This window comes from Streptomyces sp. NPDC058231, from assembly GCF_042882275.1.
Taxonomy (GTDB): domain Bacteria; phylum Actinomycetota; class Actinomycetes; order Streptomycetales; family Streptomycetaceae; genus Streptomyces.
Window position 1 is genome coordinate 25,396 of the sequence record NZ_JBHVWN010000007.1, and the last position, 18,727, is coordinate 44,122.

General features: G+C 71.3%; 20 protein-coding genes. 15 read left to right on the forward strand and 5 right to left on the reverse strand.

The window, feature by feature from the left end:
- Window positions 1-42: 42 nt before the first annotated feature.
- The 8 genes from ACFVXE_RS07030 to ACFVXE_RS07065 all read left to right on the forward strand — a co-directional run bounded on the left by ACFVXE_RS07030 (window position 43) and on the right by ACFVXE_RS07065 (window position 7,431).
- On the forward strand, window positions 43-1,266 hold the full coding sequence (locus tag ACFVXE_RS07030) for a segregation/condensation protein A (protein ID WP_389669951.1): 1,224 nt from the start codon (window positions 43-45) through the stop codon (window positions 1,264-1,266).
- Window positions 1,263-1,919, forward strand: a complete 657-nt coding sequence (scpB, locus tag ACFVXE_RS07035; protein WP_389669953.1) for an SMC-Scp complex subunit ScpB — start codon at window positions 1,263-1,265, stop codon at window positions 1,917-1,919. Before ACFVXE_RS07030 ends, scpB begins: the two co-directional genes overlap by 4 nt.
- Window positions 1,919-3,037, forward strand: a complete 1,119-nt coding sequence (locus ACFVXE_RS07040) for a pseudouridine synthase (RefSeq protein ID WP_389669955.1) — start codon at window positions 1,919-1,921, stop codon at window positions 3,035-3,037. Before scpB ends, ACFVXE_RS07040 begins: the two co-directional genes overlap by 1 nt.
- 128 nt (window positions 3,038-3,165) lie before the next feature.
- Window positions 3,166-3,819, forward strand: a complete 654-nt coding sequence (gene pnuC / locus ACFVXE_RS07045) for a nicotinamide riboside transporter PnuC (protein WP_389669957.1) — start codon at window positions 3,166-3,168, stop codon at window positions 3,817-3,819.
- Window positions 3,816-4,895, forward strand: coding sequence for an AAA family ATPase (locus tag ACFVXE_RS07050; RefSeq protein ID WP_389669958.1), 1,080 nt, complete (start codon window positions 3,816-3,818; stop codon window positions 4,893-4,895). Before pnuC ends, ACFVXE_RS07050 begins: the two co-directional genes overlap by 4 nt.
- Window positions 4,892-5,623, forward strand: coding sequence for an NUDIX domain-containing protein (locus tag ACFVXE_RS07055; RefSeq protein ID WP_389669960.1), 732 nt, complete (start codon window positions 4,892-4,894; stop codon window positions 5,621-5,623). The genes ACFVXE_RS07050 and ACFVXE_RS07055 overlap by 4 nt, the downstream gene beginning before the upstream one ends.
- The gene (locus ACFVXE_RS07060; protein WP_389669962.1) at window positions 5,620-6,642 is read left to right on the forward strand and encodes an ADP-ribosylglycohydrolase family protein; all 1,023 of its coding nucleotides are present in this window, start codon (window positions 5,620-5,622) and stop codon (window positions 6,640-6,642) included. The genes ACFVXE_RS07055 and ACFVXE_RS07060 overlap by 4 nt, the downstream gene beginning before the upstream one ends.
- Window positions 6,643-6,645: 3 nt before the next feature.
- Window positions 6,646-7,431 (forward strand): DNA polymerase beta superfamily protein, encoded by a 786-nt coding sequence (locus tag ACFVXE_RS07065; protein WP_389669964.1) that lies wholly within the window; start codon window positions 6,646-6,648, stop codon window positions 7,429-7,431.
- Window positions 7,432-7,511: 80 nt separating this feature from the next.
- On the opposite strand, the gene ACFVXE_RS07070 is transcribed toward ACFVXE_RS07065, so the two are convergent.
- Both ACFVXE_RS07070 and ACFVXE_RS07075 read right to left on the reverse strand, forming a co-directional pair.
- Complete coding sequence (locus ACFVXE_RS07070; protein ID WP_389669966.1) at window positions 7,512-8,216, reverse strand: DNA polymerase beta superfamily protein; 705 nt, start codon at window positions 8,214-8,216, stop codon at window positions 7,512-7,514.
- A 181-nt stretch (window positions 8,217-8,397) separates the two neighbouring features.
- Entirely contained in the window at window positions 8,398-8,862 is a 465-nt protein-coding gene (locus tag ACFVXE_RS07075; protein WP_389669968.1) for a Rieske (2Fe-2S) protein, read from the reverse strand.
- Window positions 8,863-9,484: 622 nt separating this feature from the next.
- On the opposite strand from ACFVXE_RS07075, the gene aroH reads away from it, so the two are divergent.
- The 5 genes from aroH (at window position 9,485) to der (ending at window position 13,969) form a co-directional block, all read left to right on the forward strand.
- On the forward strand, window positions 9,485-9,847 hold the full coding sequence (aroH, locus tag ACFVXE_RS07080; protein ID WP_389669970.1) for a chorismate mutase: 363 nt from the start codon (window positions 9,485-9,487) through the stop codon (window positions 9,845-9,847).
- Window positions 9,844-10,929: a prephenate dehydrogenase gene (locus ACFVXE_RS07085; protein WP_389669971.1), complete on the forward strand. Its 1,086-nt coding sequence runs from the start codon at window positions 9,844-9,846 to the stop codon at window positions 10,927-10,929. The genes aroH and ACFVXE_RS07085 overlap by 4 nt, the downstream gene beginning before the upstream one ends.
- 126 nt (window positions 10,930-11,055) lie before the next feature.
- Window positions 11,056-11,772, forward strand: a complete 717-nt coding sequence (cmk, locus tag ACFVXE_RS07090; protein ID WP_389669973.1) for a (d)CMP kinase — start codon at window positions 11,056-11,058, stop codon at window positions 11,770-11,772.
- Entirely contained in the window at window positions 11,730-12,443 is a 714-nt protein-coding gene (locus tag ACFVXE_RS07095; RefSeq protein WP_389669975.1) for a lysophospholipid acyltransferase family protein, read from the forward strand. The genes cmk and ACFVXE_RS07095 overlap by 43 nt, the downstream gene beginning before the upstream one ends.
- Before the next feature lie 56 nt (window positions 12,444-12,499).
- Window positions 12,500-13,969 carry a ribosome biogenesis GTPase Der gene (gene der / locus ACFVXE_RS07100; RefSeq protein ID WP_389669977.1) on the forward strand — a complete coding sequence of 490 codons (1,470 nt, stop codon included), beginning with the start codon at window positions 12,500-12,502 and terminating at the stop codon, window positions 13,967-13,969.
- Window positions 13,970-14,144: 175 nt separating this feature from the next.
- Here the strand turns inward: der and ACFVXE_RS07105 are convergent, their stop codons facing one another.
- Entirely contained in the window at window positions 14,145-14,459 is a 315-nt protein-coding gene (locus ACFVXE_RS07105) for a hypothetical protein (RefSeq protein ID WP_389669979.1), read from the reverse strand.
- Between the two features lie 128 nt (window positions 14,460-14,587).
- A complete protein-coding gene (locus ACFVXE_RS07110) occupies window positions 14,588-15,370 on the reverse strand; it encodes a hypothetical protein (protein WP_389669981.1) in 783 nt (260 codons plus the stop codon).
- Between the two features lie 494 nt (window positions 15,371-15,864).
- Here ACFVXE_RS07110 and ACFVXE_RS07115 point away from each other — a divergent pair, with 494 nt between their 5' ends.
- Window positions 15,865-16,824 carry a helix-turn-helix transcriptional regulator gene (locus tag ACFVXE_RS07115; RefSeq protein ID WP_389669983.1) on the forward strand — a complete coding sequence of 320 codons (960 nt, stop codon included), beginning with the start codon at window positions 15,865-15,867 and terminating at the stop codon, window positions 16,822-16,824.
- A 409-nt stretch (window positions 16,825-17,233) separates the two neighbouring features.
- A complete protein-coding gene (locus tag ACFVXE_RS07120; RefSeq protein WP_389669985.1) occupies window positions 17,234-17,449 on the forward strand; it encodes an I78 family peptidase inhibitor in 216 nt (71 codons plus the stop codon).
- A gap of 110 nt (window positions 17,450-17,559) precedes the next feature.
- On the opposite strand, the gene ACFVXE_RS07125 is transcribed toward ACFVXE_RS07120, so the two are convergent.
- Window positions 17,560-18,588: a phosphatase PAP2 family protein gene (locus ACFVXE_RS07125; protein WP_389669987.1), complete on the reverse strand. Its 1,029-nt coding sequence runs from the start codon at window positions 18,586-18,588 to the stop codon at window positions 17,560-17,562.
- Window positions 18,589-18,727 lie beyond the last annotated feature (139 nt).

An 18,727-nucleotide genomic window follows, 5' to 3' on the forward strand; every position in this document is an offset into this window, starting at 1 on the left:
GCCTCCGCCCGCCGCCCGCATCCCGCCGCACCCTGGATCTCCATGCCGACGACCGACGAGCCCGCCCGCACGCCCCGGCGTCCCCTGGGGCGCGGTCCGGGCGGCCGTCCCGCGCCGGCGGGCGGCGACGTGGCGGCCGAAGGCCTTCCGGTCACCGCCCCGCCGCCCCGTCCCGGCGCCGAGGAAGGCTCTCCGCCCCCTCCCGGCGCCGAGGAAGGCTCTCCGGACTCCCCGGCCGCCGACGCGGAGGCCGGGGAGTCCGCTTCCGGCGCCCTCGACGAGGCGTCCGCCGGGTCCGGGCGGACAGGCGCGGCGGACGCCGGGGGACCTGCACGGGCGCCCGGGGGACCTGCACGGGCGCCCGGGAGCCCGTCACCCGCGGAGACCGCCGCGGCTGCCGTACCCCCACCCGTGCCCGGGGCGCCCGGAGTGCCGGCCGGACCCGGGACACCTGCGGCGCCCGCGGACGACGGGCGCTTCACCGTGCGGCTGGCCAATTTCGAAGGGCCGTTCGACCTTCTTCTTCAGCTCATCTCCAAGCACAAGCTCGATGTGACCGAGGTCGCACTCTCCAAGGTCACCGACGAGTTCATGGCGCACATCCGGGCCATGGGGCCGGACTGGGATCTCGACCAGACCACCGAGTTCCTCGTCGTCGCCGCGACCCTGCTCGATCTCAAGGCCGCCCGGCTGCTGCCCGCGGCCGAGGTCGAGGACGAGGCCGATCTCGCGCTGCTCGAAGCGCGCGACCTGCTCTTCGCGCGGCTGCTGCAGTACCGCGCGTACAAACGCATCGCGGAGATCTTCAGCGCCCGGCTGGAGTCGGAGGGGCGTCGTTTCCCCCGGACCGTGGGGCTGGAACCGCACCATGCCGAGCTGCTGCCCGAAGTGGTGATCAGTATCGGCGCCGAGGGGTTCGCCCGGCTCGCCGTGAAGGCGATGCAGCCGAAGCCCGAGCCGCAGGTGTACATCGATCACATCCACGCACCGCTGGTCAGCGTGCGGGAGCAGGCCGGCATCGTGGTGGCCCGGCTGCGGGAGGAGGGGGAGATCAGTTTCCGCGGGCTCACCGAGGACGCCCCGGACACCCTCACCGTCGTCGCCCGGTTCCTCGCGCTGCTGGAGCTGTACCGGGAGAAGGCCGTCGTCCTCGACCAGGAGGAGGCGCTCGGCGAGCTCATGGTGCGGTGGACGGGCGGAGCGGAGGCCGCACCGACGGTGACGGACGAGTTCGATCAGGACGACCAGGAGGACCCAGAGGCATGAGTGAGCGCAGCGCGCAGCGCGACACCGGCACCACCGTCGCGGATCTTGAGCTCAAGCCGGCCCTGGAGGCCGTCCTCATGGTCGTCGACGAGCCCGCGACCGAGGAACACCTGGCCAAGGTGCTGGCACGGCCCCGGCGGGCCGTGGCCGACGCCCTGCGGGAGCTGGCCGACGAGTACACCGTGCAGCGCCGCGGTTTCGATCTCCGGCTGGTCGCGGGCGGCTGGCGCTTCTACACGCGGCCGGAGTACGCGGAGGCCGTCGAGGGCTTCGTGCTGGACGGCCAGCAGGCCCGGCTCACCCAGGCGGCCCTGGAGACCCTGGCCGTGGTCGCGTACCGGCAGCCGGTCAGCCGCTCACGCGTCTCGGCGGTGCGCGGTGTGAACTGCGACGGCGTGATGCGGACCCTGCTGCAGAGGGGCCTGGTCGAGGAAGCGGGCGCGGAACCCGAAACAGGTGCGATCCTGTACAGGACGACGAACTACTTTCTGGAGCGGATGGGCCTGCGCGGCCTGGATGAGCTCCCGGAGCTCGCGCCCTTCCTCCCCGAGGCGGACGCGATCGAGGCTGAGACGCTAGAGGGTGTGCCGTCGTTCGATCCGGACGCACCGGACACCCCGGATACTCACGCAGACGACAAGACGGAATTTTGATGCGAAGCAGTGGCAGGAACAGCGGAAGCGGCAGCGGCAAGAGCGGCGGCAACCGGAACCCCCGGGGTGGCGACGCCGGGCGTGACGACAGGCAGGACCAGCGTCCCCGCCGGCCCCGGCCCGAGGAGCGCCGCTACGACGTGGGCGGCCCGACCGGTGCCGGTGAGAAGAGCGGCGACGGCCCCCGCAAGGGCCGCGGCGCCGCGGCCCGCGGTGGCGCCAAGGGCGGTCCGAGGACCGCACAGGGCGGCGGCCGCAGCGGTGCCCCCAGGCGCGGACCCCAGGGCGCCCCGTCCCGTCCGCGCGAGCTCGACGCCAAGATCGAGCAGCGGAACCGCGACAGGTACGCGAACAAGCCCGACATCAAGACGCCCAAGACGTTCCCCGGCGCCGAGCAGGAGGGCGAGCGTCTGCAGAAGGTCCTCGCCCGGGCCGGCATGGGGTCGCGCCGCGCGTGCGAGGAACTGATCGAGCAGTCCAGGGTCGAGGTCAACGGCCAGATCGTCGTCGAGCAGGGCATGCGCGTCGATGTGCACCAGGACGAGATCAAGGTCGACGGTCTGACCGTCGCCGCCCAGTCGTACCTCTTCTTCGCGCTGAACAAGCCCGCCGGTGTCGTCTCCTCGATGGAGGACCCGGACGGCCGTCAGTGCCTCGGTGACTACGTCACCAACCGTGAGACGCGGCTCTTCCACGTCGGCCGGCTGGACACCGAGACCGAGGGCATCATCCTGCTCACCAACCACGGCGAGCTGGCGCACCGTCTCACCCACCCCAAGTACGGCGTGAAGAAGACGTACCTGGCCGCAATCCAGGGTCCGCTCCCGCGCGAGCTGGGCAAGCGCCTCAAGGACGGCATCCAGCTGGAGGACGGGTACGCCCGTGCCGACCACTTCCGGGTCGTCGAGAACACCGGCAAGAACTACCTGGTCGAGGTGACCCTCCACGAGGGCCGCAAGCACATCGTCCGCCGGATGCTGGCCGAGGCCGGCTTCCCGGTCGAGCGGCTGGTCCGGACGTCCTTCGGGCCGATCCCGCTGGGCGACCAGAAGTCCGGCTGGCTGCGCCGCCTGACCAACACCGAGGTGGGCATGCTGATGCGCGAGGTCGGCCTGTAACCCGCGGTCCGTCCGCTCCTGGGCCCGCGGCCGGTTCCTGCATTCGAATTTCGAACAGGAATCGGCCGCGGGCCTTCTGCTGCCGCCGTTCCGCCTTTATAGTCAGGGTGACTATTAAGGAGGCGGGTGTGAGTCTCGCGGACGTCCTCGATCCCCTGCAGCAACCTCTGGTGACGGTGCTGGGCACCCCGGTCAGCTGGACCGAGGCCCTCGGCTTCGGCAGCGGAGCGCTGTGTGTCTGGCTCGTGGCCCGCCAGCACCTCGCCAACTGGCCGATCGGCATCGCCAACAACCTCTTCTTCGTCCTGCTGTTCACCCAGTCCGGTCTGTACGCCGACGCCGGCCTGCAGATCGTCTTCATCGCCCTTGCCGTGTACGGCTGGTGGACCTGGACCCACGGGGGTGGACCGGGTTCGCCCGTCCTGCCGGTGCGCCGCACCACGCGCACCGAATGGGCCCGGCTGTGCGCGGCAGGGGTGGCGGGGACCCTCGCCCTGACCGTCCTGCTGGGCCGCGCCACCGACTCGACCGTGCCGTTCTGGGACGCCCTGACCACCGCGCTCTCCCTGGCGGCGACGTACGGGCAGTGCCGGAAACTGGTCGAGTCGTGGTGGCTGTGGATCGCCGCCGATCTGGTGTACATCCCGCTCTACATGTACAAGGAGCTGTACGCGACCTCCCTGCTGTACGTCGGGTTCCTGGCGCTGTGCCTGACCGGGCTGCGCAGCTGGAGGCGTGATCTCGCGGTGCGGCAGCGGGAGTTGACGGAGGCCGTGGCATGAAGCGGTACGCGCACGGGCTCGTGCTCGGCAAGTTCTACCCGCCGCACGCCGGCCATCACCACCTCGTCCGCACCGCCCGGGACCGCTGCGAGCGACTGACCGTCCTGGTCTGCGCCGCCTCCGTCGAATCGGTCCCGCTCGCCGACCGGACGGCCTGGATGCGGGAGGTGCACCCGGACGTACGGGTCGTCGGCGCCGTCGACGACACCCGGATGGATCTCCACGACCCGGCCGTCTGGGACGCCCACATGGCCGTCTTCACCGCGGCCGTCCCGGAACCGGTGGACGCCGTCTTCACCTCGGAGTCGTACGGGGACGAACTGGCCCGCAGATTCGGCGCCGAATCCGTCTGCGTCGACCCGGACCGTACCGTCTTCCCGGTCTCCGGCACCGCCGTCCGCAAGGACCCGGTCGGCTGCTGGGACTTCCTCGAACCGCCGGTACGAGCCGCGCTCACCCGCCGGATCGTGGTCCTCGGCGCCGAGTCCACGGGCACCACCACGATGGCCGGCGCCCTCGCCGACCACTACCGGCGGCGCGGTGGCGTCTGGGCGAGGACCCGGTACGTGGCCGAGTACGGGCGCGAGTTCAGCGAACGGAAGCTGGCCGCGCTGCGCGCCCGCCGGCCCCGGGCACAGTGGGAGGACGTCACCTTCACCACCGACGACTTCCCGCTGATCGCCGAGGCACAGAACGCCAAGGAGGAGGAGGCCGCCCGGACCGGGTCCCCGGTGCTCATCTGCGACACGGACTCCTTCGCCACCACCGTCTGGCACGAACGGTACGTCGGCGGCCGCAACCCGCTCGTCGAGGAGACCGCCGACCGGGTGGCCCACCATCTGTGGCTGCTCACCGACCACGAGGGCGTGGCCTTCGAGGACGACGGGCTGCGCGACGGCGAGCAGTTGCGCCCCTGGATGACCGACCGGTTCCGGGCCGAACTGACTCGCACGGGACGGGAGTTCATCGAACTGACCGGAACGCACGAGGAGCGGCTGAGGACCGCGGTCGACGCCGTCGACGCCGTGGTCGCGGCAGGATGGAACTTCGCCGCGCCCCTGCCGGAGCGGCGATGAGCAGCGCCCCCGTGGGCTACGACCCGCATGCCTTCGAACCGTTCGCCGTCACCGTCGACCTCGCCGTCTTCACGGTCCGCGGCGGACAGCTGCACGTCCTGCTCGTCGAACGCGGCGAGGACCCGTACAAGGGCCACTGGGCGCTGCCCGGCGGATTCGTCCTGCCCCGCGAGTCCGCCGAGTCCGCCGCCCGCCGGGAGCTGGCCGAGGAGACCGGCCTGACCGAGTCCACCGTCTCCGGCCTCCACCTGGAGCAGCTGCGCACCTACAGCGAGCCGGACCGCGACCCCAGGATGCGGGTCGTCTCCGTCGCGTACGCCGCACTCGTACCCGATCTGCCGGAGCCGCGCGGCGGCGGGGACGCCGCCAGCGCCCGCTGGTGGGACACCGGCGCGCTCGGCGCGCTCGCCTTCGACCACGACCGCATCCTCGGCGACGCGCACGACCGGATCGGCGCCCGGCTCGAATACACCTGCCTGGCCACCGCCTTCTGCCCGGCCGAATTCACCCTGGGCGAGCTCCAGCAGGTGTACGAGACGGTCTGGGGCGTCGAGCTCGACCGGCCCAACTTCCGGCGCAAGGTCCTCACCACGCCCGGATTCGTCCAGGCGGTGGAGGGGTCACCGCGCCGCACCGGAGGACGCGGAAAACCGGCCGCCCTGTACCGGGCGGGCGCCGCGACCGCCCTGCACCCCCCACTCCTGAGACCGGAAGGAAGAAGCACATGATCGTGACCAGGACCATGACCAAGGGTGCCGCCACCGGCGCGCTGACCGGGCTCGCGCTCGGCGACGCGCTGGGCTTCCCCACCGAGTTCAACAACGTGCCGTCGATCCTCGCCAAGTGCGGGCCGTGGCGGCAGATGCGGCTGCCGAAGCCCGCGATCGTCTCCGACGACACCCAGATGACGCTGGCCCTCGCGCGAGGCATACGTACCGCCATGGACCGCGGACTGCTCACCGCGCTGCGGATGGCCCGACCGGTACGCGAGGAGTTCGTCGAGTGGTACCACTCGCCGGACAACAACCGAGCCCCCGGCCGCACCTGCATGACCGCCTGCCGGCTGCTCGACAGCGATCGGCTCTGGCAGGAGGCCAGCCAGACCGGCTCCAAGGGGTGCGGCGCCAACATGCGGGTGGCACCGGTCGGACTCGTACCCGGGCTGAGCGAGGAACAGCGTTCCGGCGCGGCACAGCTGCAGGCGGCGCTCACCCACGGCCACCCCACGGCGCTCGCCGCATCCGATCTGATGGCGCGCGCGGTGCACCTGCTGGCGCAGGGGGCGGATCCAACCGGGCTGATCGGGCAGCTGCGCTCGTACGCGTACGAGAACAGCGGCCGCTACCTCACACGCTGGCTCGGCGACCTGTGGCGGTACGCGGGCGACGACTCCGGCGAGAGCTACATCCAGCGCGGCTGGGACGAGTGCCTGGCCGCACTGGCGCGTGTCCAGGACGCCCTGCAGGACCCGTCCCCCGAGGACGACCCGTGCGAGGCGACGGGCGACGGCTGGGTCGCCGAGGACGCCCTCGCCACGGCCCTGCACTGCTTCCTGCTCTTCCCCGACGAGCCGGTCACGGCACTGCGCCGGGCCGCCTGCACCCGTGGCGACTCCGACTCGATCGGCTGCCTGACCGGGGCGCTGGCCGGGGCGCATCTGGGGGCCCGGGCCTGGCCCAAGGAATGGTCGGAACGGATCGAGTACCGGAGCGATCTGCTGTCCCTGGGGGCGCTCTGGGACTCTTGACCCATGCACCAGGAATCGATACGCCTCGACGAAGCAGGGCTGCCGCTCACGGACTTCGGTCCGGTCCTCGCCGAAGAACCCGCACCGCTGCTGTTCGCCACGGTCTCCGGGGCGCACCTGTACGGGTTCCCGTCCCGGGACTCGGATGTGGACCTGCGGGGGGTGCACCTCCTGCCCGCGGATGACCTCGTCGGGCTGCGCGAGCCCGAGGAGACGCGCTCGCGGATGTGGGACCGTGAGGGGGTCGAGATGGACCTCGTCACTCATGACCTGCGGAAGTTCGTCCGGCTGATGCTGAAGCCGAACGGCTACGTGCTGGAACAGCTGCTGTCGCCGCTGGTGGTACGGACGAGTGGCCTGCACACCGAGCTGGTGGAGCTGGCGCCGCGCGTACTGACCCGCAACCACGCCCACCACTACCGGGGGTTCGCGAACACGCAGTGGCGGCTCTTCGAGAAGACCGGCGAGCTGAAGCCGCTGCTCTACACGTTCAGGGCGCTGCTGACCGGTATCCATCTGATGCGCAGCGGCGAGGTGCGGGCACATCTGCCGACACTGATCGCGGAGGTGGCCGCGCCGGGGTATCTGCCCGACCTGATCGCCGCGAAGGCGGAGGCGGAGCACGGGGGCGCGGAGGGCCTCGCCGGAGCCGGGGTGCCGGGGGACGTGGAGGCGCTGCACCGGGTGCTCGACGAGGCGCAGCGCGAGTCGGAGCTGCCCGAAACGCCGGGCGGCGCGGGCTTCGACGCGCTGCACGAACTCGTGGTGCGGGCGCGGTTGCGCGGCTGACAGCTCCTTCGTGGGCCGCCCGGCGGCGTCCGCGTGGCACCGGCGCCCACTGCCGGTGGCCGCGGTGCCGGTACCGGCGCTCAGCCGTTGCCGGACGACAGTGCCGAATCGCGACGGGTGCGGATCAGGAAGTCCTCCACCCTGGCGCGGTCCGGCTCGGCCGGCAGCGGGGAGCTCACCGCTGCCGCGTCGTTCTCCTCGGCCAGGCGGTTCATGCGGCGCTCGACCTCGGTCCAGGGGACCTTGCCGCGCTTCACCGCCAGGAGCTCCTCCCTGGCCGCACCCACATCGATGGTGAGTTCGCCCGTACGCAGCAGGTCCCTGCCGCTCGCCAGCAGCCGCAGCAGATGCATGGCGTGCTTCCAGCGCGGCGCACCGGACTGCCGGACGTCCGCCTCCAGCTTCTTGCGCTGCCCCAGCGCATAGCGGACGAAGGTCTGATGGGCGAGGCGCGACAGGAACGCGCCGCGCAGGGAGAGGAGTTCCTGGCCGACGGGGCCGGCGTGCTCCACCAGGGGCGAGTGCAGACACTCCAGGACGTTGGGGTTGGCCCGCAAGGCCAGCGCGCAGAAGCGTTCCAGCTCCCAGGAGAACTGCTCCTCCGCCGGGCCCTCGACATGGGTGGGAGGCTTCTCGAACCGCCAGAACATCGGGGTCGGCGCCAGGAACACGCCGCGCCGGTCGGTGTCACTGCCGTCCGTGGCGAGGCCGAAGGCGCGCGAGCCCATCACGCAGGAGTAGACCGTGTGGTCGCGTACGAGCGCCTCGGCATCGGGGGTGATCATGCGGGCGAGGGTACGGGAGACGGAGAAGGCCTAGCGGCCGGGGAGGTCCGTCGCAGGATCCTCCCCGGCCCGGGAGGTCCGCTGCCGGAACCTCCGCACGACGACGATCCGCGGGGATCCGGCTTGCACCCCGGCGGGCGGGCCGCCCTGGCGGGCCTCGGGTTCCGCCAGGACAGCCGGGTCACCCGAGCCGGATGGTGCCGCCGGACACGGTGATCTGCTCGGCGGGCAGTGGACGGGGCGCGGGTCCGGCCACGACCGTCGCGTCCGTGATGCTGTATTTGCTGCCGTGACAGGGGCAGTTGATGGTGCCGTCTTCGACCGAGGCGACGGTGCACCCGGCATGGGTGCAGATGGCGGAGAAGCCCTTGAACCGGCCCGCCTCGGGCTGGGTCACCACGACCTTCTGCTCCTCGAAGACTCTGCCACCACCGACCGGGATGTCGGAGGTCTTGGCGAGAGCCGTGCCGCTCGGGGTGGAACCCTGGGGAACCGCGGTGCTCTTCCCGGCGGTGCTCGGCGTCGCGCTCGCCGAGGTCTCGGATGCGGTGGTGCCGCCTCCGCCTCCGGACGATCCGCAAGCCGTGACCAGTCCGGCGGCGCCCACCGCGCCTGCCGTGAGTACTGTCCTTCGTCGTGCGTCCATGGATTGCTCCCTGTGGGGTGGTGCCGACACCGGGAGCGTGCTGCTCCCTGCATGGGCATCGTGTCCCCTCCGCCGCCGGGGACCCAGCAACGTGGCGGCACGCTCGCCCGAGTGGCACAAGCCCCGGTTCTGGCCGACATTGTCGATATTCCATCCCTTCCAGGAAGGCAGAACCATGGCGGGAAACGACCTCGGCGGTCTCCTGGGCGGCTTGCTCGGGAGCCGGAGCGGGGGCGCCGGGAACAAGATCTCCTGTACATCCCGGGATTCCCTGTACACCCCGGTTCTGCTCGCGGGCTGAGCCATGACACCTCCAGCGGCGGCGGACAGCAGCGATCCGCGTACGGCACGTGCCCGCGGCAGGGCCGTGGACGCCTGCGCGGAGATCGTCCGGCAGGCGGTCGAGGCACCGCATGCGCCGCCGCGCCCCGCTGACCTCGTACACCCATGGGCCGCGTGACACCGGTGGACCTTGCGTCGCGCAGGAGACTCCGCGTCTCACGGAGAGAGCACCTCGGCCGTCCGCCGCCCCACCCCTTTAGGCTGAAAACGCGCAGGCGGGCACGGGGGCAGGCGCGACGGTCATGAGTGAAGAAGCGTACGAGGAACTGAGGAGCCAGACGTGGCGGTACGAGCGGTCCGTGGAGCTGTCCAGCTGGAGCGGGACGAAGCAGGGCACATGGACGAGCAGGTCAGCAGCCTGCTCACCGCCATCCTGGAGCGCAACAGCCTGGTCGCGGACGATCTGATCAGCATCTGGTTCACGGCCACCCCCGATCTGCACAGCGACTTCCCGGCAGCCGCCGCACGCGGCATCGGCATCGTCGACGTTCCGCTGATCTGCGCCCAGGAGCTCGACATCGAAGGGGCGATGCCCCGTGTGGTGCGGATCCTCGCCCATGTCGAGACGTACCTTGCGAAGTCCGAGATCGCGCACGTCTACCTCGGCGCCACCGCCTCCCTCCGCAAGGACATCGCCCAGTGAGAACTGCCCTCGTCATCGGTACCGGCCTGGTCGGCACCTCCGCGGCCCTCGCTCTCGCCGGGCGCGGCGTCCATGTCCACCTCGTCGACCACGACCCGTCGTCCGCCCGCACCGCGGCCGCGCTCGGCGCCGGTACGGACGAGGCGCCCGACGGCCGCGTCGACCTGGCGATCGTCGCCGTACCGCCCGCCCATGTGGCCTCGGTCCTCGCCACCGCGATGCGTGACGGCGTCGCCCGCGGTTACCTCGACGTCGCCAGCGTCAAGGGAGGCCCCCGGCGCGAGCTGGAAGCCCTCGACGTCGACCTCACGCCGTACATCGGTACGCACCCGATGGCGGGCAAGGAGCGTTCGGGACCGCTGGCCGCCACCGCCGACCTCTTCGAGGGCCGCCCCTGGGTGCTCACCCCGACCCGGGACACCGACACCGAGGTCCTCAACCTCGCCCTGGAGCTGGTCGCGCTCTGCCGCGCGGTTCCGGTCGTCATGGACGCCGACGCCCACGACCGGGCCGTCGCGCTCGTCTCGCACACCCCGCAGCTGATCTCGTCGATGGTCGCCGCCCGCCTGGAGGAGGCCGACGAGACCGCCGTACGCCTCTGCGGCCAGGGCATCAGGGACGTGACCCGGATCGCCGCATCCGACCCCCGGATGTGGGTGGAGATCCTCTCCGCCAACCCCGGTCCCGTCGCCGACGTGCTCGCCGGGGTCGCCGCCGACCTCGACGAGACGGTACGGGCGCTGCGCAGCCTCCAGTCGGCCGACGACGGCAAGCGCCGCGAGGGCACCGACTCCATCGAGGGCGTGCTGCGCCGCGGCAACGCGGGCCGGATCAGGGTGCCCGGGAAGCACGGTGCGGCCCCCGCGGCGTACGAGATCGTGGCCGTGCTCATCAGCGACCGGCCGGGCGAACTGGCCGGGATCTTCGCGGACGCGGGCCGGGCCGGGGTCAACGTCGAGGACGTCCGCATCGAGCACGCCACCGGACAGCAGGCCGGTCTGGTCCAGTTGATGGTGGAGCCCAGCGCGGCCCCCGCACTGGCCGCCGCGCTGCGCGAGCGGGGCTGGTCGATCCGCCAGTAGGCCGTCCCGGGCCCCGGGGGCCCAGGCGGTTGTCCACAGGGGTGCATGGGCCCGTCCCGACACTCGGTAACCTTGTGCGGGGCGGGTTCGCGCGTCCCCGTCCCGCCCACCCCGCGTACCAGGAAGGTGTCCACCACCGTGGAAACCATAAGCGCCGCCGCCCGGACGGCCCCGGCCGCAGTGATCGTTGCCATCGACGGCCCCTCCGGCACCGGCAAGTCGAGCACGTCCAAGGCCGTCGCCGCCCACCTCGGCCTCAGCTACCTGGACACCGGCGCCCAGTACCGGGCGATCACCTGGTGGATGCTGAACAACGGCATCGACGTGCACGACGCCGCGGAGGTCGCGACCGCCGTGGACAAGCCGGTCATCGTCTCGGGTACGGACCCCACGGCCCCGACGATCACGGTCGACGGCGAGGACGCCGCGGGACCGATCCGTACGCAGGAGGTCACCTCCAAGGTCAGCGCGGTGAGCGCGGTCCCCGAGGTGCGTGCCCGGATCACCGAGCTGCAGCGGTCGATAGCGGCGAGCGCCGAGTCCGGCATCGTCGTCGAGGGCCGTGACATCGGCACCACCGTGCTGCCCGACGCCGACCTCAAGATCTTCCTGACCGCCTCCCCGGAGGCCCGCGCGGCCCGCCGCAGCGGCGAGATCAAGGGTTCCGACCTGGCCTCCACCAAGGAGGCGCTGGTCGAGCGGGATGCCGCGGACTCCAGCCGGAAGACGTCGCCGCTCGCCAAGGCGGACGACGCGGTCGAGGTGGACACCACCGAACTCAGCCTCCAGCAGGTCATCGAGTGCGTCGTCACCCTCGTCGAGGAGAAGCGGGCCGCGAAGTGATCCCTGCCACGGGGACGCCCACGCTGCGTGGAGCGGCGGTCGGGCGCGGGATCGGCATCGGGTTGATGTACGGGCTGTGGAAGCCCCGCGTTCTCGGTGCGTGGCGGGTTCCCGCCTCCGGACCCGTCATACTCGCGGTGAACCACTCCCACAACATCGACGGGCCGATGCTGATGGGCACCGCGCCCCGGCCCGTGCACTTCCTGATCAAGAAAGAGGCGTTCGTCGGCCCCCTCGACCCGTTCCTGCGCGGAATCGGGCAGCTGAAGGTGGACCGTACGAGCGCCGACCGCACCGCCATCACGCAGGCCCTCGGCGTGCTGCAGAACGGCGGGGTGCTCGGGATCTTCCCCGAGGGCACCAGGGGTGAAGGAGACTTCGCCTCGCTGCGGGCCGGGCTCGCGTACTTCGCGGTACGCAGCGGGGCGCCGATCGTGCCCGTGGCCGTTCTGGGAAGCACCGGGCGCGGCGGGCGGTTGGTATCGGCACTGCCGCCACTGCGCAGCCGGGTCGACGTCGTCTTCGGGGACGCCTTCGAAGCCGGTGACGGAAGCGGCCGGCGGACCCGGAAGGCGCTGGACGAGGCGACGGTACGGATCCAGGGGCGGCTGACCTCGCACCTGGAGCACGCCAGGCGTTTCACCGGACGCCAGGTAAAACTTGAGACCTGAGTAGTGGTCCGCGTGATCGTGGACCATCGATGATGATGCAAAGAGGAACGGACTTCATGAACGACCAGATTCACTCCGACAGCTCGGACCACGAGCACGGAGCGCTTGGCGACGCCGAGTACGCGGAGTTCATGGAGCTCGCCGCGCAGGAGGGCTTCGACGTCGAGGACGTCGAGGGCGCGATCGACGAGGCGGGTCACGGACCGCTGCCCGTCCTCGCCGTCGTCGGCCGCCCCAACGTCGGCAAGTCGACCCTGGTGAACCGGATCATCGGACGCCGTGAGGCGGTCGTCGAGGACAAGCCCGGTGTCACCCGGGACCGCGTCACCTACGAGGCCGAATGGGCCGGCCGCCGCTTCAAGGTCGTCGACACCGGCGGCTGGGAGCAGGACGTGCTGGGTATCGACGCCTCCGTCGCCGCCCAGGCCGAGTACGCGATCGAGGCGGCCGACGCGGTCGTCTTCGTCGTCGACTCGACCGTCGGCGCGACCGACACCGACGAGGCCGTCGTCAAGTTGCTGCGCCGGGCCGGCAAGCCCGTCGTACTCTGCGCCAACAAGGTCGACGGCCAGAGCGGCGAGGCCGACGCCACCGCCCTGTGGTCGCTCGGTCTCGGCGAGCCGCACCCGGTCTCCTCGTTGCACGGCCGCGGTACCGGCGACCTGCTCGACGCCGTGCTCGAAGCACTGCCCGAGGCCCCGGCCCAGCGCTTCGGCACCGCGCTCGGCGGTCCGCGCCGCATCGCGCTCATCGGCCGTCCGAACGTCGGCAAGTCCTCGCTGCTGAACAAGGTGGCGAACGAGGACCGCGTCGTCGTCAACGAAATGGCCGGCACCACCCGTGACCCGGTCGACGAGCTGATCGAGCTCGGCGGCATCACCTGGAAGTTCATCGACACGGCCGGTATCCGGCGCCGCGTCCACCTCCAGGAGGGCGCGGACTACTACGCCTCGCTGCGTACCGCGGCCGCCGTCGAGAAGGCCGAGGTCGCCGTCGTCCTGATCGACGCGAGCGAGTCCATCAGCGTCCAGGACCAGCGCATCATCACCATGGCCGTGGAGGCCGGGCGCGCGATGGTGATCGCGTACAACAAGTGGGACAACCTCGACGAGGAGCGCCGCTACTACCTGGAGCGCGAGATCGAGACGGAGCTCGCGCAGGTCGCGTGGGCCCCGCGGGTCAATGTCTCGGCGGTCACCGGTCGCCACATGGAGAAGCTGGTTCCGGCGATCGAGACCGCGCTCGCAGGCTGGGAGACGCGTGTTCCCACCGGGCGGCTGAACGCCTTCCTCGGTGAGATCGTCGCCTCCCACCCGCACCCGGTCCGTGGCGGAAAGCAGCCCAGGATCCTCTTCGGTACCCAGGCCGGCACCAAGCCGCCGCGCTTCGTGCTGTTCGCCTCCGGCTTCCTGGAGCACGGTTACCGCCGCTTCGTCGAGCGCCGGCTGCGCGAGGAGTTCGGCTTCGACGGGACCCCGATCCACATCTCGGTGCGGGTCCGCGAGAAGCGCGGCCGCAAGAAGTGACGCCGGGTTCCTCCGGCGGCGGTCGGGCCTGAACCGTCGCCGGGGCCGGTCCTCCGGCGCAGGGCGTGATGAGTCCCGGACGCCGTGAAGATCACGGACTGGAAGAGGCCCCGGACAGACACGCAGAAGCCCCGGACCGTTCCCGCAGGAACGGTCCGGGGCTTCTGCCGTACGGTCAGGCGCCCCGGGATCCCGGGGGCAGCGCCGCCGGGGTGGCGCGCCCGGCATGGCGGCCGACCCGCTGCCAGGAGCCGAGGCTTCCGGCGTGCGCGCCCTGTGCGCCCGGGCCGGAGTGGCCCGATGACCCGGAGTGGGCACTCCGCGAGGTGCGGCTGCCGAACAGCCCGGCACCGAAGGCCATGAAGGCCAGCTCGTCCTCGCCGCTCCGGTCACCCGGCAACGCCCGGAACGACCGGCGGTACTCGGAGTACAGCGCGTCGTAGATCGGGGTGTGGGACTGACCGCTCGATGGGTCCCGGGACGGGCGCATGGCAGGGATCGGGCGCTGGTGGGAGGGGTCGTATGAGTGCACGTATGTGCCAACGACCCCGCCGTCCGTCGGATGCGGGCCCGGCGGAGAAATCGCGGTCCGCTGCGGGTGCGAGCGCACGGACATGATCAGGTACCGGCGAGCGGCATGGCCGCCGCGACCAGGAGACCGCCGGCCGCCGCCTTCTCCAGGGCATCGCGCAGCAGGTCCTCGCGGGGCTGCTGCCCGATCGATCCCGCGGGGGCGGCGAAGACGAGAACGGTCTGCGACTTGTTGACCGCGGCCCGCCAGCCCTCGGTGACCTGGAGCGGCGCGTGGGCCTGCCACCAGGCGACAGGGGCGCCGCCGCCCGTACCAGGCTGCAGCACGGCGTGCAGCTGGCCCATCGCGAGCAGGATCGACCAGCCGTGCAGCATGGCGGGCACATGGTCCACCCGGTGCACCGGATGGAAGCCCTGCTCCAGCAGGAGCTGGAGGAACTCGTCGCCTCCGCTGCCGTCGGTGCCGGGGCGGGAGATCCCCCCGGTCGGTTCGACCACCAGCGCCGGGTGGAGCTCGTCCTCGATCAGGACGAGACCGCTGGTGATGCCCAGGACGGCCTGGTCGGGCAGGAGCCCGTCCGGGCTCTCCGGCTCGCTGCCGGTGATGCTGCGCACGGCGCCCTGCAGCTGCTCCTCGGAGACCTGGACGACCTGGGAGGGGATGCAGCTCGCGTGGGCGAAGGCGAGAACGGCGGTTTCGTCGCCGACGAACAGCACCGTGCTGGTGCGTTCCTGCTCGGAGTCGCCGGGGGTGCGGCAGGAGGTGCAGTCGTAGCTGCCTGGGGCGTTGTCGCCGACGAGCAGCCGATCGGCTTCGGCGTCGCCGATCTCGGCGCGTACGTCCTCGCTGACGTCGAGCATGCGCGGCACGGGGTGGCTCCTCGAACTCGGTGCGTGCGCCGGGCGGTTCCCGGCTCATGAAGAGACAACGGGCGATCCGTGGCCGGGGTCACGCGCGAAAGGGAACGGAATCGAACCATCCGGCGCAGAGGGTGAATGAGGGCCCGGAAGTGTTTACTCCCGGTCGATACCGGCTGATCGGAGGCGTTCTGGCGCGAAGGGGACGGCAGAGGACCGGTTCACGACAGGTCGACAAATCATGAAATCGGCGAACACGGAAGTGGCCGGAACTCGTCGTTACCTTGTGCGACGTGGCGCATGGTTCCCGGGTCTGTGGCATGCGGCCGCCTGCCCCAAGGTGTCGATTTTCCGTCACCGGGCCGCTCCCGCGCCAGGTGTCCGGCGGGTGCGCGGATGAGTCACCTTGTCGACCCGCACGTCGAATCCGGCCCGCAACGGTGTCGGCGGATGGCCGATCGCGACGAGGACAGCAGCTGTCCTCGACCGCTGGCAGACTCCGGGCCATGTTGGAGACCTCAGCACGACTGCTGCGCCTGCTCTCACTGCTGCAGGCCCACCGGGACTGGTCCGGCGCCGATCTCGCCGACCGGCTCGGCGTCACGCCCCGGACCGTACGGCGGGACGTGGACAAGCTGCGCGAGCTCGGTTATCCGGTCAACGCCAGCCCCGGCACCGGCGGCGGCTATCAGCTGGGCGCCGGAGCCGAGCTGCCACCGTTGCTGCTCGACGACGAGGAGGCGGTCGCCGTCGCGGTCGGGCTGCGCACCGCGGCGGGACAAGGCGTCGAGGGCATCGGGGAGACCTCCGTACGCGCACTCGCCAAGCTCGAACAGGTCCTGCCGAACCGGCTGCGCCGCCGGGTGAGCGCGCTGAGCACCTTCACGGTTCCCATGCTGCGGGGCCCCGGCGCGTCCACCGTGGACCCGGGCGTCCTCACCGAGCTGGCCGGAGCCTGCCGGGACGGCGAGCGGCTGCGTTTCAGCTACCGGGCCCACGACGGCTCCGTGTCGCGGCGGACCGTGGAACCGCACCGGCTGGTGTGCACCGAGCGCCGCTGGTACCTCGTCGCCTGGGACACCGAGCGCGCGGACTGGCGGACCTTCCGGGCGGACCGGATCACCCCCACCCCGCCGCACGGCCCGCGATTCGCCCCGCGCCGTCCGCCGGCCGATGACCTGGCCGCCTACGTCTCCGAGGGCGTCTCCACCACCGTGTACGCGACCCGAGCGGTGATCCGGCTGAACGTGCCGGCCGAGCGGGCCGCCGAACGGATCTCCCCCTCCTCCGGAACGCTGGAGCCGATCGACGGGGAGAGCTGTCTGCTGCGCACCGGGGCGGCGAGCCTCGACGTCCTGGTCATCCACGTGATGCTCATGGGCTTCGACTTCGAAGTCGTCGAGCCGGGCGAGCTCATCGACGCGATCAGGACGGCCCGGGACCGGCTGTCCCGGGCGCTCGGCTGACGAGGGCCGTGTTCTTTCGGCTGTCAACTCGCTGTGTCCGGTATACGGGCGGCTGCGGGCGACGGTACCGGTCCGATGGTGTGGATATCGTGACCAGAGATAAGTCTGTCGTAAGGGAGCGTGAATTCCGGGCGACGGACTCATTTTTGAGCGTATTACGGAGAGGAAATTCCAGCCGACTGGTACGTGACATTCCGCTTGTTTTCCCGGGCCGTTTCGTGATCGTTTATCGACGCGCGTGATTACTGTGCGTCGGCTTGGAGATCGCACGTTCGGGTGAAGCAGTTCGAAGGAAACCGGCGTGGTGATCCTGTGACACAAGTGTGACCGGCGGAGGACGTGAGCATGTTGCGCCGTGCGCCCGGCGTCCGGCTTCCTCAGCCGTGCGGGGCCGCCTACGGTGGGAGACATGACACCTGTACCGACCACTCCCGCACAGCCCGACGACACTCCTGACGCGTATGTCGGCCTCGCCGCCCAAGCCGCCGAGCGACGGGCCAGGGCGCGCGGCTGGCACACCGTCAGAGCTCTGCCGCCGGGCTCGATCATCACCATGGAGTTCCGGGCCGGGCGGATCAACTTCGAGGTCGACGAATCCGTGGTGACCCGCTGCTGGGTGGGGTGAGGCGCTGCCCGGCACCCCCGCCACGGTCAAGGCCCCGACCTCGGTCGGGGCCTTGACCGTGCGTGGGGAGAGGCGGTGCGTACCCTCCCCGGAGTCCGGGGCGCGGTGCGTCAGCCGCCGGCCACCGGCCGGGCCGGGCTCGTGCCGCCGCGCGGAGCGCGGTCCGCGTGCGGCGGGCGGCGGCTGCCGGCCGGCGTCACGGGGGTCCGCTCCGAGCGCACCGCGTGCACCGTGTGGGCCCGCGGCCTGGTTCCGGGCGCCGGAGCCGCGGCCGCCGGGCGGCCGCCCGCGGCGACCGGTTCGAGCGGCGGGTTCCCTTCCGCGCCGTCCGCGCCGCCGGGCTGCGGCAGCAGTACGGTCCGGGGTCCGCCGACGCCGACCGGGACGGGCACCGGGGGCGCCGTCCTGCGGCGTGCACGCCACTGCTCGCGCACCGCGAAGATCCAGTCCTCGGTACGGGTGATCAGCGGCTCGACCCACGGCAGACCCAGCAGGATCAGCAGCCCCGCGGTCCAGCCGAGCAGTACATCGCTCAGCCAGTGCGTACCGAGATAGACGGTGGTGAGGCCGACGCCGAGCGAGACCACCGCCGACACCGCCGACAGGTAGCGCCTGGCCCGCGGGGTGGTGGCCAGGTAGGCGAGGATCCCCCAGGTCACCACGGCATTCGCGGTGTGCCCGGACGGAAATATATCGCCGCCGGCGAAGAGCTCCGCGGAGCCGATCTGGGTCGCGTAGTGCGGGCCCAGCCGGCCGAGACCGAGCTTGACGGCGCCCACGGTCAGATTGAGCAGCAGCAGCGAGGCGCCCAGCGTCAGCAGGGGCCGCAGGGTGTGCTGCCGCCAGGAACGCCAGCCGAGCCAGCAGGCGACCATCACGGCCGTGGGGCCTCGCTGGCCGAGCACGACGTAGTAGTCGAGGAAGGCGTGGATTCCGGGCCACTGCTGGTACGGCCGGAACAGCATGACCTTCCAGTCCAAGGTCACCAGCCATGACCCGATCAGCACGGCAAAGACGATGGCGAGATAGAACGCCAACGTCCCGCCGAAGAGGGCGATGCGGTGACGACTCATCCGCGGTGCCTCTATCTTCGGCGGTTCCGGCTCCCGGTCCAGCCGGGCAAAGATGTCGGTACGCACCCAATCGACGTTACAGCGAGTGAGTGCACGATCTGGTCGATCCGGCGGGTTTGTGATGACGATGTGATGTGGACTATGTCTCAGCCGGACTGATTCTTCCGGCCCGTCGATGAATCCCGGAGTCCTTTCGTTTCATTTC